This is a genomic window from Tabrizicola sp. TH137 (genome assembly GCF_002855575.1).
Classification (GTDB): Bacteria; Pseudomonadota; Alphaproteobacteria; order Rhodobacterales; family Rhodobacteraceae; genus Paragemmobacter.
On the sequence record NZ_PKRQ01000004.1, the window covers coordinates 45,186 to 59,771 of the forward strand.

General features: G+C 66.4%; 22 protein-coding genes. 4 read left to right on the forward strand and 18 right to left on the reverse strand.

Annotation, left to right across the window (positions count from 1 at the left end; all coding sequences use genetic code 11):
- Window positions 1-21: 21 nt before the first annotated feature.
- Together C0V75_RS12830 and C0V75_RS12835 are read left to right on the forward strand one after the other, a co-directional pair.
- Entirely contained in the window at window positions 22-690 is a 669-nt protein-coding gene (locus C0V75_RS12830) for an OmpA family protein (RefSeq protein ID WP_101921367.1), read from the forward strand.
- 105 nt (window positions 691-795) lie between these two features.
- Window positions 796-1,563 carry an FCD domain-containing protein gene (locus C0V75_RS12835; RefSeq protein WP_101921368.1) on the forward strand — a complete coding sequence of 256 codons (768 nt, stop codon included), beginning with the start codon at window positions 796-798 and terminating at the stop codon, window positions 1,561-1,563.
- A 64-nt stretch (window positions 1,564-1,627) separates the two neighbouring features.
- Here the strand turns inward: C0V75_RS12835 and C0V75_RS12840 are convergent, their stop codons facing one another.
- The 5 genes from C0V75_RS12840 to C0V75_RS12860 form a co-directional block, all read right to left on the reverse strand.
- Complete coding sequence (locus C0V75_RS12840; protein ID WP_101921369.1) at window positions 1,628-2,185, reverse strand: F0F1 ATP synthase subunit B; 558 nt, start codon at window positions 2,183-2,185, stop codon at window positions 1,628-1,630.
- Between the two features lie 5 nt (window positions 2,186-2,190).
- Window positions 2,191-2,739 carry a F0F1 ATP synthase subunit B' gene (locus C0V75_RS12845; RefSeq protein ID WP_101921370.1) on the reverse strand — a complete coding sequence of 183 codons (549 nt, stop codon included), beginning with the start codon at window positions 2,737-2,739 and terminating at the stop codon, window positions 2,191-2,193.
- A gap of 83 nt (window positions 2,740-2,822) precedes the next feature.
- A complete protein-coding gene (locus tag C0V75_RS12850) occupies window positions 2,823-3,059 on the reverse strand; it encodes a F0F1 ATP synthase subunit C (protein ID WP_101921371.1) in 237 nt (78 codons plus the stop codon).
- Between the two features lie 48 nt (window positions 3,060-3,107).
- Window positions 3,108-3,875, reverse strand: a complete 768-nt coding sequence (locus C0V75_RS12855) for a F0F1 ATP synthase subunit A (RefSeq protein ID WP_101921372.1) — start codon at window positions 3,873-3,875, stop codon at window positions 3,108-3,110.
- Window positions 3,841-4,194 carry an AtpZ/AtpI family protein gene (locus C0V75_RS12860; RefSeq protein WP_101921373.1) on the reverse strand — a complete coding sequence of 118 codons (354 nt, stop codon included), beginning with the start codon at window positions 4,192-4,194 and terminating at the stop codon, window positions 3,841-3,843. Before C0V75_RS12860 ends, C0V75_RS12855 begins: the two co-directional genes overlap by 35 nt.
- Before the next feature lie 219 nt (window positions 4,195-4,413).
- Here C0V75_RS12860 and C0V75_RS12865 point away from each other — a divergent pair, with 219 nt between their 5' ends.
- Window positions 4,414-4,761 carry a helix-turn-helix transcriptional regulator gene (locus C0V75_RS12865; RefSeq protein WP_101921374.1) on the forward strand — a complete coding sequence of 116 codons (348 nt, stop codon included), beginning with the start codon at window positions 4,414-4,416 and terminating at the stop codon, window positions 4,759-4,761.
- 110 nt (window positions 4,762-4,871) lie between these two features.
- Here the strand turns inward: C0V75_RS12865 and C0V75_RS12870 are convergent, their stop codons facing one another.
- A complete protein-coding gene (locus C0V75_RS12870) occupies window positions 4,872-6,374 on the reverse strand; it encodes a malonyl-CoA synthase (RefSeq protein WP_101921375.1) in 1,503 nt (500 codons plus the stop codon).
- A 261-nt stretch (window positions 6,375-6,635) separates the two neighbouring features.
- Between C0V75_RS12870 and C0V75_RS22740 the strand changes: the two genes are divergently transcribed.
- On the forward strand, window positions 6,636-6,818 hold the full coding sequence (locus tag C0V75_RS22740) for a hypothetical protein (RefSeq protein ID WP_143710420.1): 183 nt from the start codon (window positions 6,636-6,638) through the stop codon (window positions 6,816-6,818).
- Here C0V75_RS22740 and C0V75_RS12875 read toward each other — a convergent pair.
- From C0V75_RS12875 to ffh, 12 genes are all read right to left on the reverse strand, one after another.
- The gene (locus C0V75_RS12875) at window positions 6,787-7,596 is read right to left on the reverse strand and encodes a division plane positioning ATPase MipZ (RefSeq protein WP_101921376.1); all 810 of its coding nucleotides are present in this window, start codon (window positions 7,594-7,596) and stop codon (window positions 6,787-6,789) included. The genes C0V75_RS22740 and C0V75_RS12875 overlap by 32 nt on opposite strands.
- Window positions 7,597-7,762: 166 nt before the next feature.
- On the reverse strand, window positions 7,763-7,984 hold the full coding sequence (gene rpmE, locus C0V75_RS12880; protein WP_101921377.1) for a 50S ribosomal protein L31: 222 nt from the start codon (window positions 7,982-7,984) through the stop codon (window positions 7,763-7,765).
- Window positions 7,985-7,995: 11 nt separating this feature from the next.
- The gene (gene rplS, locus C0V75_RS12885; protein WP_101921756.1) at window positions 7,996-8,370 is read right to left on the reverse strand and encodes a 50S ribosomal protein L19; all 375 of its coding nucleotides are present in this window, start codon (window positions 8,368-8,370) and stop codon (window positions 7,996-7,998) included.
- A 357-nt stretch (window positions 8,371-8,727) separates the two neighbouring features.
- On the reverse strand, window positions 8,728-9,525 hold the full coding sequence (gene trmD / locus C0V75_RS12890) for a tRNA (guanosine(37)-N1)-methyltransferase TrmD (RefSeq protein WP_101921378.1): 798 nt from the start codon (window positions 9,523-9,525) through the stop codon (window positions 8,728-8,730).
- Window positions 9,522-10,034, reverse strand: coding sequence for a ribosome maturation factor RimM (gene rimM, locus C0V75_RS12895; protein ID WP_101921379.1), 513 nt, complete (start codon window positions 10,032-10,034; stop codon window positions 9,522-9,524). The genes trmD and rimM overlap by 4 nt, the downstream gene beginning before the upstream one ends.
- A 66-nt stretch (window positions 10,035-10,100) precedes the next feature.
- Window positions 10,101-10,454, reverse strand: a complete 354-nt coding sequence (gene rpsP / locus C0V75_RS12900; RefSeq protein WP_101921380.1) for a 30S ribosomal protein S16 — start codon at window positions 10,452-10,454, stop codon at window positions 10,101-10,103.
- 49 nt (window positions 10,455-10,503) lie between these two features.
- Window positions 10,504-10,812, reverse strand: coding sequence for a chorismate mutase (locus C0V75_RS12905; protein ID WP_101921381.1), 309 nt, complete (start codon window positions 10,810-10,812; stop codon window positions 10,504-10,506).
- Window positions 10,809-11,348 (reverse strand): GNAT family N-acetyltransferase, encoded by a 540-nt coding sequence (locus C0V75_RS12910; protein WP_101921382.1) that lies wholly within the window; start codon window positions 11,346-11,348, stop codon window positions 10,809-10,811. The genes C0V75_RS12905 and C0V75_RS12910 overlap by 4 nt, the downstream gene beginning before the upstream one ends.
- Window positions 11,345-11,848 (reverse strand): GNAT family N-acetyltransferase, encoded by a 504-nt coding sequence (locus C0V75_RS12915; protein ID WP_101921383.1) that lies wholly within the window; start codon window positions 11,846-11,848, stop codon window positions 11,345-11,347. Before C0V75_RS12915 ends, C0V75_RS12910 begins: the two co-directional genes overlap by 4 nt.
- A complete protein-coding gene (locus tag C0V75_RS12920) occupies window positions 11,845-12,372 on the reverse strand; it encodes a GNAT family N-acetyltransferase (RefSeq protein ID WP_101921384.1) in 528 nt (175 codons plus the stop codon). Before C0V75_RS12920 ends, C0V75_RS12915 begins: the two co-directional genes overlap by 4 nt.
- Window positions 12,369-12,914: a GNAT family N-acetyltransferase gene (locus tag C0V75_RS12925; protein ID WP_216821456.1), complete on the reverse strand. Its 546-nt coding sequence runs from the start codon at window positions 12,912-12,914 to the stop codon at window positions 12,369-12,371. The genes C0V75_RS12920 and C0V75_RS12925 overlap by 4 nt, the downstream gene beginning before the upstream one ends.
- On the reverse strand, window positions 12,911-14,407 hold the full coding sequence (gene ffh, locus C0V75_RS12930) for a signal recognition particle protein (RefSeq protein ID WP_101921385.1): 1,497 nt from the start codon (window positions 14,405-14,407) through the stop codon (window positions 12,911-12,913). The genes C0V75_RS12925 and ffh overlap by 4 nt, the downstream gene beginning before the upstream one ends.
- Window positions 14,408-14,586: the final 179 nt, after the last annotated feature.

The window sequence follows — 14,586 nt, forward strand, 5'->3', positions numbered from 1 at the left end:
TCCACCATCGAGGCGGCAGCAATGACCTTCAAGACTCCCCTGATCCTCTCCACCCTCGGCATCCTCGCCCTCACGGCCTGTGTTCCCGCCGATCCCTATGCCGATCCCTATGGCGCGCAGCCGGCCTCCAACGGCCCCCGCGCCCAGTCCGGCGCACTGATCGGGGCCATGGCGGGCGGCCTTCTCGGCTCGCAAAGCAGCGATGACCGCCTCGCCAAGACGGTGGTCGGTGCCGGCATCGGCGCCGTCCTGGGCGGCGCCATCGGCGCCACGCTGGACGCGCAGGCCGCCGAACTGCGCGGCATCAACGGCCAGTTCAATGTTACCAATATGGGTGACTACCTCGTCGTGAACATGCCGCAAGACGTGCTCTTCGCCGTAGACAGCGCCACCCTCCGCCCCGACCTGACCCGCGACCTGCGCTCCGTGGCGCAGAACCTGCTGCGCTATCCCAACAGCCAGATCCAGATCATCGGCCATACGGACAACACCGGTTCGGCCGCCTACAATCAGGACCTGTCGCAGCGCCGTGCCGTCTCGGTCGCCTCTGTCCTGCGCGAAAGCGGCGTCCCGAGCGGGCGCATCGTCGCCTTCGGCCGGGGCATGGACCAGCCCGTCGCCTCCAACAGCACCCCCGAAGGACGCGCCGCGAACCGCCGCGTGGAAATCATCATCCGCCCGACCCGCTGATCGCGGGCCACAGGGCCAAGGGGGCCGGGCCGCAAGGTCCGGCCCTTTCCCATTGCTCCGCTCCGCCTGTGGTCATAAAACCGGACCAATAACCCCGGGGGGATCATGCCGTTCCAGAAGGTGCAGCCCGAGAAACTCTCCCAGGGGATCATCCGGCAGATCGAACTCCTGATCCTGCGCGGCATCCTCCGCCCCGGCGAACGCCTGCCCTCGGAACGCGAACTTTCCGAACGCATGGATGTCTCCCGCCCCTCCCTGCGCGAAGCCCTCGCCGATCTCCAGGATCGCGGCCTTCTCACCACCCGCCCCAATGCCGGCGTCTATGTGGCCGATGTGATGGGCTCCGCCTTCGCGCCTGCGCTGGTGGACCTCTTCTCCCGCCATGACGAGGCGGTCTTCGACTATATCGCCTTCCGCCGCGATCTCGAAGCGCTCGCCGCCGAACGCGCCGCCCGCCTCGCCTCCGACACCGATCTTCAGGTCATCGCCACGATCTTCACCCGGATGGAGTCCGCCCATCAGAAGCGCGATCCCTCCGACGAAGCGGCGCTTGATGCCCAGTTCCACATGGCCATCATCGAAGCCAGCCACAACACCGTCATGCTCCACATGATGCGCTCGATGTTCGACCTTCTCCGTCAGGGCGTGTTCTACAATCGCCAGATGATGTTCAAGGTCCGCACCACGCGCGAGGCTCTGCTCGACCAGCACCGCGCCATCAATGCCGCGATCCAGGCGCGCGACCCTGCGGCAGCCCGCGCCGCCGTCGAGGCGCATCTCGGCTTTGTCGAGACCGCCCTCATCGAACAGGGCCGCGCCGCCAGGAACGAGGCCATCGCCCGCCAGCGGCTGGATCACGAAACCACCCGCTGACCTCGAAATGAAAAAACCCGGCCACTGGGGCCGGGTTTCTCACCGTCTCTTGTGCCAGAACGGCTTAGTGCAGCTTGGCTTCCACCTGACCGATGGCCGCGTCGATGGAGGCAGCCGCCCCCTCCGCCGTCATCTGCTTGGACAGCACATCGCCCGCCGCAGCCACCGCCACGGCAATCGCGCGCTCGCGCACCTCGCGGATCGCCGCCGCCTCGGCCGAGGCGATCTGATCCTCTGCCGCCGCGACGCGCCGCGCGATCGAAGCCTTCAGATCGGCCTTGGCCTGCGCCGCCGCCGCCATCGCCTCTTCCTTCGCCGAAGCCACGATGCGCTCGGATTGCTCCTGCACTTCCTTCTGCTTCTTCTCGTAGGATGCCAGCAGGGCCTTGGCCTCGTCGCGCAGGCTGCGCGCCTCGTCCAGTTCCGCCTTGATCTGCGCCGCCCGGTTGTCCAGCAGCTTCACGATCAGCGCCGGCACCTTGTATTTCAGCAGGATGCCGATGAAGACCAGAAAGCCGATCGTCACCACGAAATCGGTATTCGACAGCGAGAAAAAGGGCTTGTCCCCCGCCGCAAGGGCGGGCGTGGCCGACAGCGCCAGAATAGCCGTAAGCGTTCTCATCGCCCTCACCCTTTCAGCCGCGCCGTGACCGCCGCCGTGACAGAGCGGGCATCCGCCTTGCCACCCAGCGCCGCGACCAGTTCCTTGGCGGTATCCTTCGCCACTTCCGTCACGGCCTCCAGCGCACCTGCGCGGATTTCCGCGATCCGGCCTTCGGATTCCGCCGCCTTGGCCGCAATCTCGGCATCCGCCTTGGCCGTGGCCACCGCAAGATCCTTCTGGATATCGGCCCGCGCCTCGGCGACGATCCGCGCCGCCTCCGCCCGCGCCCGTGCCAGGGCATCCTGATAGGCCTTCTCGGCCTCCACAGCCTTGGCCTTCAATTCCTCGGCCGCCGTCAGGTCATTGGTGATCGTGCCCTTCCGCTCGGCCAGCACACTCCCGATCCGGGGCAGCGCGATGCGCGACAGCACGAAATAGATCACGGCCAGTGCGACGACCAACCAGAAGATCTGGTTCGGCATCCACTCGACGCAGAGCTGCGGCATGCCAATCGCGCCACCCGCGTCATTGACGCAGGCACCGGCAGCGGCGGCAGTAGGTTCAGTTGCCATCTTGTCCTCCGTCGGACCCTTTGAACTTCGAAGGGGCGCCGGTCCCCCGGCGCGCCCCCCTCACGTAAGGATTCGAAGCGGGATCAGACGGCGAACATCAGCAGAAGCGCGACGAGGAACGCGAAGATCCCCAGAGCTTCCGCGAAGGCCAGACCGATGAACAGCGTGGCGGTCTGACCACCAGCCGCCGACGGGTTGCGCAGAGCGCCCGCCAGGAAGTTGCCGGCAACATTGCCGACGCCGATGGCGGCGAGGCCCGACCCGATGGCGGCGAAGCCGGCACCGATGAATTGACCCATGCTTGCGAGTTCGCCTTCCATGATTTTCTCCTTACGATGGAATGCTGTTGAGTTCGAACCGACCGCGCCTCAGTGGCCGGGATGCAGCGCATCCCGCAGATAGACGCAGGTCAGGATGGTAAAGACATAGGCCTGGATGAAGGCGACCAGCACCTCAAGCCCATAGATCGCGACGATGGCCAGAACCGACACCGGCGACAGCGCCGCGATGCCCGCGAAGGCGGCAAAGACCTTGATCACGGTATGGCCCGCCATGATGTTGCCCGCCAGACGGATGGAATGGCTCACCGGGCGCACGAAGTAGGAAATCACCTCGATGATCGCGATGATCGGGCGCAGCACCAGCGGCGCCTCCGACATCCAGAACAGGCCAAGGAAATGGGTCCCGTTCTTGATGAAGCCCAGCGCCGTCACCGCGATGAAGACGCCAAAGCCCAGAACCGCCGTCGCCGCGATATGCGAAGTCGGGCTGAAGGACATCGGGATCAGCGCGAGATAGTTCGTCATGATGATGAAGACGAAGAGCGTGAAGATCTTCGGGAAATACCGCGCGCCTTCCGGCCCGGCGATGTCTTCCACCATCTTGTAGATGAAGCCGTAGGCCAGTTCCGCGATGGATTGCACCCGCGTCGGGATGATCGCACGGCCCCGCGTGCCCAGCACGAACAGCGCCACGGTGCAGAGCACCGCCAGACCCAGCCAGAGCGTCACGTTGGTCGGCGTGTACCATTCCACCGGTCCATCGCCGAACAGCGGCTTCACGATGAACTGGTCCATCGGGTGAAACACCAGACCGCCTTCGCTATGCGCCTCTTCCGCCACGTTCCTCGCCCTCATCTTCGGCGGCCTCGGCCGCCTTGCGTTCCTGCACTTCCTTCGCGGATCGCAGCATGGTTTTCACACCCGCCGCCAGCCCCGCGAAAATGAACAGCACCAGAAAGATGGGCATCGTCCCCAGAAGGGTATCCAGCCCGTATCCGATGCCGAAGCCGATCGCCAGACCGGCCACAAGCTCCACCACCATCCGCCAGGCCAGTTGCGCCTGGGAATACTGGTTGTCCTGATGGCGCTTGCGCGGTCCTTCGACCGCGCCCTTCGCCTTGGCCAGCTTCTCCTCCAGCGCAGCCAACCGTGCGCGATCGGGATCTTCAGCCATGCTTGGGGGCCCCCAGAACAGTCGGGCGGAACCTACGGAGGCAACCCCCCTGAGTCAAGCCGCGAAATCCCCAGGGTTTCCCGGCTCAAGACATTGATTCCAAATCATATTCCGAAACTGGCAAAGGTCATCGAAACGGCGCCGCGCGCCGGATGCGGCATCGCGGCATATTCAACCGGATGGTTGACGATTTCACACCGCCCCCGCAAAGATGCCCGCATGACCGCGCCCGCGCCCGATCCGCTCGACACCGTCTTCGCCGCGCTGGCCGATCCAACGCGCCGCGCGATCCTGACGATGCTCCTGGAAGATGACATGGCCGTCACTGACGTAGCCGAACCTTTCGCCATGTCGCTCGCCGCCATCTCCAAACACCTCGCCGTGCTTGCCGAGGCGGGTCTCATCACGCAGGAAAAGCGCGGCCGGGTGAAGTGGTGCAAGCTGGAACCCGATGCCCTGCGCGCGGCCTCGGTCTGGATGCAGGGCTTCGGGCAGTTCGATCCCGTGGACCTCGACGCCTTCGAACGCTTCCTCGAAACCGAACTCGGCCCCGGGGACGGTGTCTGATACCTGAACCGCGATGGACGCAGGCGCAACCTCCGCCCTGCACCGCCGCTCTGCCATCATCAGTCTCGCGCGCAGAAGACGGCCCGAAACCTGCGCCCGAGTTTCGTCTCTCAGGCGAACCAGCCCTTATAGGCATCCCGCAGCAGGTTCTTCTGCACCTTCCCCATCGTATTCCTTGGCAGCGCCTCCACCACCACCGCCGCCTTGGGCTGTTTGAACCGCGCCAACCGCCCGGCAATCGCCGCCAGCGCCGCCCCCGGTTCCAGCACCGCACCCTTCTGCGCCACCAGCACCGCAAAGACCGCCTCGCCGAAATCCGGATGCGGCACGCCGATCACCGCGCTTTCCGCCACCCCCGGCACCTCGTCCAGCAGCAGCTCCACCTCCTTGGGATAGACGTTATAGCCCCCCGTGATCACCAGATCCTTCGCCCGCCCCACGATATGGACGTACCCATCCGCATCCCGCTTCCCCAGATCGCCGGTGATGAACCAGCCATCCGCCCGCAACTCCTCGCGCGTCTTCTCGGGCATCTGCCAATAGCCGGCAAAGACATTGGGCCCCCGCACCTCGATCATCCCCACCTCTTCGGAGCCGACCTCGCGCCCCTCCGCCAGGATCCGCAGCTCTACCCCCGTCAGGGGAAAGCCCACCGTCCCCGCCCGCCGTTCCCCCTCATAGGGGTTGGAGGTGTTCATGTTCGTCTCTGTCATCCCATAGCGTTCCAGGATCCGATGCCCCGTCCGCGCCGCCCAGGCCTCATGCGTCTCGGCCAGAAGCGGCGCCGACCCCGACACGAACAGCCGCATGTGGCCAACCAGATCGCGCGTCAGCCCCGTCTCTTCCAGCAGCCGCGTATAGAAGGTCGGCACCCCCATCATCACCGTGGCCTGCGGCAGATGCCGCAGCACGGCCCCCGCCTCGAACCCCGGCAGCCAAATCATCGCGCCCCCCGACAGCAGCGCCACGTTTGACGCCACGAACAGCCCATGCGTGTGAAAGATCGGCAGCGCATGCAGCAGCACATCACCCGCTGTGAACCGCCATTCACGCACCAGAACCTCGGCATTGGACAGAAGGTTGCGATGCGTCAGCATCGCGCCCTTCGACCGCCCCGTCGTGCCCGATGTATAAAGGATCGCCGCAAGGTCCTCCGGCCCGCAGGCCACCGCCTCCACCTCCGGGGCCTGCGCGGCCAGATCGGCCAACTCCCCCGACCCGTCGCCGTTCAGCACCACCAGACGCGCCCCCGCCCGCGCCGCCACCGGCCCCATCGCCCCGGCCTTCGCCCCGTCGCAGACAAAGACCCGCGGCGTCGCATCGCCAAGGAAATACCCCACCTCATCCGGCGTATAGGCCGTGTTCAGCGGCAGGAACACCGCCCCCAGCGCCGCCGCCGCGCCATAGCAGGCCAGCGCCTCGGGCGATTTGCCCACTTGCACCGCGATCCGGTCCCCCTTCCCGACGCCCAGCCCCCGCAGGGCGCCCGCCATCCGGGCCACCAGGCGCAGAAAGGCGCCCCCCGCGATCCGCCGCCCATCCGGCAGGATCAGCAGGTCACGCTCCCGCCCGGCCAATGGCGCGAAAAGGGCATCGAACAGGTGATTGGCCATGGTTTCCTCCGCCGCTGCTCCGCCCCTCTTGCCATGCCGCGCCCGCCGCACTCAAGCCACCCGCCGCCTCGGCGCAGAACCGCCATGGCGTGAACAATTCGCGCCACAACCCGCTCAATGCGCCCGATTCCCATCGCCAACGGCAACCATCGCACAAGGAAAGACCCCGCGCCTGCCCCAGTCCTGCCCATCTTTTCCGTCATCCTCACCCTCACCCACGGGTCCGGCCACCCGCCGCCCAAGGCAAGAGAGGAGAACGTCATGCAACTCGGCCTCGCCCTGTTGGAAAAGCTCGGGCTATTCGCCCACAAGGCGCAGCATGTCGATCCGCAATTCGACCAGCGCCTTCAGCGCATCGGTGCCCGCGAAATGGCGCGCGAAGCGAAGACCGGTCAGCTTTCGGCCGCCGCCGTCAGAAATCCACCCGCACACCGGGCAAATTGAGTTCGGCCACCAGATCGCGCACTTCCTGCCGCGCGGCGATGTTGGACAGGTTCAACTGATCCACCCCGGTATCGCGCAGGTCCAGAAGCGTCAGCCCGCGCGGAAACAGTTCGCGAAAGATGACGCGCTCCGAAAAGCCGGGGGCAACGCGGAACCCGATCCGCTTCGACAATTCCTCCAGCGCCGCGCCGACCTTCTTCTTGTTGTGCATCTGCTGCGCGCCCAGGCGATTGCGCAGCACGATCCAGTCGATGGGTTTCAACCCTGCCTGCGCCCTGAGCTGCCGCGCATTCCACACCATCTCGGAATAGATCGACGGCCCCTTCACCCGGCCCGATTCCGGGTCCACCCGCGCCAGCAGGTCGAAATCCACGAAACTGTCGTTCAACGGCGTGATCAGCGTATCGGCCAGCGAATGCGCCACCTGTGACAGCCGCGTATGCGACCCGGGGCAGTCGATCACGATGAAATCCGACACCGGCTCCAGCGCCGCCACCGCCGCCGCCAGCCGCGCATCGAAGGCATTCTCGCCGGGCTGCAACTGATCCGCCGGCACTTCGGGCAATTCGCGATAGTCCGGGGAAGGCAGGGTCAGCCCCGCCCGCGCCAGATAGGCGCGCCGGTTCTCGACATAGCGGCCGAAACTGCGCTGCCGCAGGTCAAGGTCCAGCGCCCCCACCCGGAACCCCATCCGCGCCAGCGCCGTGCCCACATGCATGCAGGTGGTCGATTTCCCCGACCCGCCCTTTTCGTTCCCGACAACGATGATATGCGCCATTCACCAGTCCCCCGAGGCCCCGATGCACCCCAAGCGGCAGCAGGCGGTGCGGAACAGCGATAAGGCCCAGTTGGCGGAAATCCGCAAGCCCCTCCATGCGGATGCCGCAACGGAAAACGCCGCCCGGTGCGGGGCGGCGTTTCCTTTGTCTCGGCAGCAGGCGGGATCAGAAGCCCAGACCGGCATACTTGTTCTTGAACTTCGACACACGGCCGCCGGTGTCCATCAGCTTGGCCGACTGCCCGGTCCAGGCCGGATGCGCCAGCGGGTCGATGTCCAGCGCCATCTGGTCGCCTTCCTTGCCCCAGGTGGTGCGGGTCTGGAAGGTGGTGCCGTCGGTCATCTTGACCGTGATCATGTGATAGTCGGGGTGAATGCCCTTTTTCATCGCGGTGATCCTTATTCCGACTTTTCTTTGTAGTTCGACACTTCGGCGATCCGGGCCGACTTCCCGCGACGCGCGCGCAGATAGTACAGCTTGGCGCGGCGCACGCGGCCACGGCGGACAACCTCGATCGAATCGATGTTGGTGGAATAGAGCGGGAACACCCGTTCCACGCCTTCACCGAAGGAAATCTTGCGGACGGTGAACGAGGCCGAGATGGTCATCCCGCCCTTGCGGCCGATGCAGACGCCTTCATACATCTGCACCCGCGACCGCGTGCCTTCGGTCACCTTATAGCCGACGCGGATGGTATCGCCGGCCTTGAAATCCGGAATGGTCTTGCCGAGGGCGGCGATCTGTTCCGCCTCGATCTGCGCGATCAGGTTCATGCGCATGTCTCCAATCTGCCTGCGGTAGGTCCGCAGAGGTGATGCCGCCCCAGAGCTCTCGGTCTTCGATCGGGTCCGTTCCATCAGGAACGCCCGCCAGAGATGCAGGCCTGCTTTGACTGTGGCGCTTCCCTGCCCAAGCCCTGCCGAAGTGCGCAGAAGGCAAAAGGAATCGCGCCCGGATGGCGCAACCGCCCCGGACCGGGGGCGTATAGGGGGGAAATGGCCTTGCGGTCAAGGGCAGAAGATCACGCGCGGCCAGGCCCCTGCATCCATCAGGCGATGCCGTAGGGCGGGGTTCACCCCGCCTCGAAGGGGCTCACCCCGCCTCGAAGGCGCTCACCCCGCCATCCGCCGTCACCCCTTCCGCTTCTCCCACAGATCCGGCCGCCGCTCCTGCGTCAACCGCTCGCGCTCCGCCCGCCGCCATTTCTCGATCTCGCCATGATGCCCCGACATCAGCACCGCCGGAACCTCCCGCCCCTCCCAGACAGCGGGCCGCGTGTATTGCGGATGCTCCAACAACCCGTCGGAAAAGCTTTCTTCCTCGGTCGATGCCGCATTGCCCAGCACATTGGGCAACAGCCGCACCGTCGCGTCGATCATCGCCTGCGCCGCGATCTCGCCCCCGGTCAGCACGAAATCGCCAAGCGACACTTCCTCGATGCCCCAGTGATCCAGCACCCGCTGATCCACCCCCTCGAACCGCCCGCAAAGGACCGTCACCCCCTCCGCCGCCGCCCAGTCGCGCGCCATCGCCTGATCGAACCGCCGCCCGCGCGGCGAGAGATAGACCACCGGCCACCGTCCCCGCTCCACCGGCGCGCCGATCATCGCCTGCCGCAGCGCGCGATGCACCACATCGGCGCGCAGCACCATGCCCGCGCCGCCCCCCGCAGGCGTGTCATCCACATTGCGATGCTTGCCCTCGCCGAAGGTCCGCAGGTCCAGCGTCTCCATTCGCCACAGCCCCTGATCCAGCGCCTTCCCCGTCAGCGACAGGCCCAGAACGCCGGGAAAGGCCTCGGGGAACAGCGTCACGATCCGCGCCTCCCAGGCACCCTTCACCCGGCGCGGCTCTTCCATCAGGTCGCGCGGCTGCAGGCTCACCTGCACCTTCAGGCGGCCATGCGACCGCGGCGCCTCCCCGGTCATTCCACATCCTCGGGCATATCCACCACGATCCGCCCCGCCGCCAGATCGACCGTCGGCACCACGGCCAGCGTGAAGGGCACCAGCAGCGCCGTCTTCATCCCCGGGCCAAGGATTTCCAGCATATCGCCCGCGCCGTGATTATGCACCGCGCGCACCGTGCCAAGGGTCACCCCCCCGGTATCCTGCGCGACAAGGCCGATCAGATCGGCGTGATAGAATTCGTCATCCGGCAGCGCCGGCAGCCTGTCGCGATCCGCGAAAAGCTGCGTCCCCTTCAGGGCATCCGCCTGCTCCTTGGTCAGCACGCCCGACAGCCGCGCGCCAAGGCCCCCCGACACAGCCGCCCGCGTCAGCTTCACGACAAAGGACCGCGTGCCATCTTCCGTCCACAGCGGCCCGTAAGAGGCAATCGCCTCGGGATCGGCGCAAAAGCTTTTCAGCCGCACCTCCCCCTGCACGCCGAAAGATCCGGCGATGGCACCGACACAGATGCGGTCAGGTCGCGTCATCGTCACTCACCCGGTTGCAGGATCAGGAAAAAGGGGGGCCGCTGATGCGGCCCCCCGGTTCCGTTCTTATTCTTCCGCGGGGGCGGCAGACCGCGCGGCCTTCTTCGCGGCGCGCTCGGCCATCTGCTTGCCCGGCACGGCGGATTTCGGGTTGTTGCGGGCCTTCTTCGGCATCACGCCCGCAGCTTCCAGCATCCGCGCGATACGGTCGGTCGGCTGCGCGCCCTGGCCCAGCCAATGCTTCACGCGGTCCATGTCCATCTTCACGCGGTTCTCGTCATCCTTGGCGAGCAGCGGGTTATAGGTGCCCAGCTTTTCCAGAAAGCGGCCATCGCGCGGCATGCGCGAGTCAGAGGCCACGATGGAATAATGCGGGCGCTTCTTGGAACCGCCACGGGCGAGCCGGATTTTCATAGCCATTTCAGTCTTCTCCTTGGTTTGCGTCGGGTGCGTCACGCACCGTCATGGGTTATTTCTGTAGTTTCTCGTGATGCCTGATGACTTCGCTGATGATGAAGGTCAGGAATTTCTTGGCGAGGTCGGGGTCCAGATCGGCCTCCTTGGCCAACTGGTCCAGCCGCGCCATCTGCCGCGCCTCGCGGTCAGGGTCGCTCGGCGGCAGATCATGCGCCGCCTTCAACCGCCCCACCGCCTGCGTCTGCTTGAACCGCTCGGCCAGCGTATAGACAAGGATCGCATCCAGCCGGTCGATCGACTGGCGATGCTCCTTCAATATCTCGGCGGCACGGCCCGTATCATCGCGTTTGGCGTCGGTCATGCGGTCCTCCGGCTGTCAGGGGCGGGGTGGCGAAAGACAAGACAGGGCGGCGTCCCGATCGAAGGCGCATCCGGATCGACCACCGCCCCAAGCCGCAGGGCCAGCGCGCGCGACCGTGCATTCCCCTCCGCCACATAGGAAACAGCCGTCCGCCAGCCGAGGCTGCGATAGGCGAAGTCCAGCGCCGCCGAGGCCGCCTCATGGGCAAGCCCCTTGCCCTCGGCGTCTGAATTCCAGACCGACCAGCCAATCTCCCGCTCCGGCCAGGTCTCGGGGAACCATGGCCCCGCCGCACCCAGCGGCGTGGCATCGCCCTTGGCGTGATAGACGAACATGCCGAACCCGCGCACGACCCAGTGACCGATCAGATGGCAGAACCCCCGCCATGTGTTGGACAGGTCATATTCCCCCGTCCGCACGAACTGCCCCCGATCCGAGGCGAGGAAGCCATGAAACGCAGGCCAATCCCCCGCCTCCGGCGCGCGCAGCACCAGACGCTCCGTCTCGATCACCGGGGTCCCCGCCAGCGCGATCATGCGAAGCCTCGCAGATCATGCACGATCACCACATCGCCCGAGTCGATCCCCGGCCTCGACGCATCAATCCGCCCGCCCAGCCGCAGGCCCAGCGCGATGGACCGCGCATTGCCGGGGTCGATGATGTTGACGATTTCGTCCCAGCCAAAGCTCTGCCGCGCCCAGACCATCACCGCTCGCGCCGCCTCCAGCGCATAGCCCTTGCCCTCGGCCTCGGGCAGCACGAACCAGCCCAGCTCCGCCTCGGGGTAATCCTCGGCCTGATAGATGCCCACCTCGCCGACATAGGCCCCGTCCGCCTCCACGGTGAACGGCCCATAACCGCGCAACGGCCAAAGCCCCACCTCGGATGCCCAGATGCGCCACGCCTCCACCCGCGAGATCGGCCCCCCCTCCCAGACCGCCCGGTCCGAGGCATAAAAGGCAGCCCGCGGCTCGAAATCCTCGATCCGCGGCATCCGCAGCGTCAACCGCTCGGTATGAAGGACCGGCGCGATCATGCGCGGCCCTCCGCCGTCAGGCGATACACCGTCCCCGCCTCGGTCCATCCCGGCACGCGCCCGGGGATCACTTCCCCGCCCAACCGGCGCGCGATGCCATGCGACGCCGCATTGTCCCGATGCACCTGCACGATGGCCGAGGAAAGGCCCAGCGGCCCGAAAACCCAAGCTTTCATCGCCAGGGCGGCCTCGGTCGCCAGCCCCTGCCCCTCGGCCTCGGACCTCCACAGCGACCAGGTCAGCTCAACCTCGCCCGCCTCATCCCATTGCAACGGCCCGAAATGCCCCAAGGGCTGCCCGGTGACCCGGTCCTCGGCGATCAGCCGCCCGAAGCCGCGCAGCACCCAATGCCCGAACAGCGCCGCGAACTGCTCCGCTGCCTGCTGCGCCGAACGCGGCCCCCCGGTATAGGCCGTCCGGTCCGACATGCGGAAGGCCCTGAACACCGGCCAATCCGCCGCCTGCGGCCCGCGCAGCACCAGGCGCGCCGTCGTCAGAACAGGAAGTCCGGTCAAGGCGATCATGCGCGCCCCCCGGCGAAATGGCGATAGGTCAGGGTCGGTTCATCGCCATAGGGGTGGGGGGCGGTGGCATCCACCACGGCACCAAGACGTTCGCACAGCCGATGCGACCGGGCATTTGCCGGATCGGTATAGGACACCGCCGTCCGATAGCTTGAACTCGCAAAGAACCAATCCCGCGCCGCACGCGCCGCCTCAAGGGCCAGACCCTGCCCCTCGTCGGCGGCATTCCACAGGCTCCATCCCAGTTCCGGCTCGGGATGCGTCTCGGGAAAGAAGGGGCCGATGCCACCGATCCCGGAGTCCTCCCCCTTGCGGCAGACCGTGAACAGGCTGAAGCCGTGCTTGTCCCACTGTGCAAACAGGCCCTCCGTCTCGGCCACGAGGGTCTCCATCGACCAGGGCCCGCCCATCAGGGCCGACCGTTCCGACGACCAGAACGCATAGCTCGCCGGAATATCCTCACGCCGGGGACGGCGCAGGCAAAGACGCTCGGTCCAAAGGACCGGGCCGCCCATGTCATCCTGCGCCAGCCTGTAGGTCATTTCTTCTTCATCAGCCCCGACAGGCCCGACGGCAGGCTCATCCCGCGCGGCATGCCGGGAAAGCCCCCGCCCTGCCCCAGCCCCTGCTTCATGCCGCGTGCGGCCTCTTCCAACTGCTCGGGCGTCATCTTCGACGGGTCGGGCATCCCGCCCTTGCCCAGCATCTGGCGCATGGCCTGCTTCATCATGCCGCCCTTGCCCATCTTCTTCATCATCTCGGCCATCTGCTTGTGCTGCTTCAAGAGACGGTTCAGATCGGCCACCTCCAGCCCGGCCCCCGCCGCGATCCGCTTCTTCCGGCTCGCCTGCAACAGGTCGGGGTTCGCGCGTTCCTTCTTCGTCATCGACTGGATCAGCGCGATCTGCCGCTTCAGCATCTTGTCATCCAGCCCCGCCTCGGCCGCGGCGGCCTGCATCTTGCCCATGCCCGGCAGCATGCCCATCAGGCCCTGCATGCCGCCCATCTTGACCATCTGCTCAAGCTGCATCTTCAGGTCGTTCATGTTGAACAGACCCTTGGCAAAGCGCTTGGCCATCCGCTCGGCCTGCTCGGCCTCGAACGTCTCCTGCGCCTTCTCGACCAGCGCGACGATATCGCCCATCCCGAGGATGCGGCCCGCCACACGCTCGGCCTCGAAGGTCTCCAGCGCGTCCATCTTCTCGCCCAGACCGACGAACCGGATGGGCTTGCCCGTGATCGCCCGCATCGACAGCGCCGCACCGCCGCGCCCGTCGCCATCCATCCGCGTCAGCACGACGCCCGAGATACCCACCTTGCCGTCGAACTCGGTCGCCACATTCACCGCGTCCTGCCCCGTCAGGCCATCGACAACCAGCAGCACCTCGCGCGGCTGGGCGATGTCGCGCACCGCCTGCACCTCGTCCATCAGCACTTCGTCGATATGCAGACGCCCGGCGGTATCCAGGAACAGCACGTCATAGCCGCCCAGATTGGCCTGCGTCTTGGCGCGCTTGGCGATCTGCACCGCGCTCTCGCCCTTCACGATGGGCAAGGAATCCACACCGATCTGCGCGCCAAGGATCGCCAACTGCTCCATCGCCGCCGGGCGGTTGGTGTCCAGCGAGGCCAGCAGCACCTTCTTGCCGTTCCGCTCCTTCAACCGCTTGGCCAGCTTCGCCGTGGTCGTGGTCTTCCCCGACCCCTGCAAACCCACCATCAGCACGCAGGCCGGCGGATTGTCGATCTTCAGCGCATCGGCAGGCCCCTCGCCCTGCAACACGCGGATCAACTCGTCATGGACGATCTTCACCACCATCTGCCCCGGCGTGACCGACTTCGTCACCGCCACGCCCGTGGCCTTCTCCTGCACCCTCTTGATGAAGTCCCGCGCGACAGGCAGCGAGACATCCGCCTCCAGAAGCGCCACCCGCACCTCGCGAAGGGCGGCGACGACATCCGCCTCGCTCAGGGCGCCCGCCTTGGTCAGACGGTCGAAAACGCCACCAAGACGTTCTGACAGGCTCTCGAACATGGCAACCCTCCGGGTTCGTGGCAAAAGCCGGATATGGGGGTCCGACGGCGGTAATGCACCCGCAAAGGACAACGGCACCCGTGGGCGCAACGCGCTGACGGATGGCGATCCCCGCAAATGCGACGGGACCGGAAGCGTCAAGCCTCCGGGGAATTGGCCGCCGCACTACGCCCCTGCGC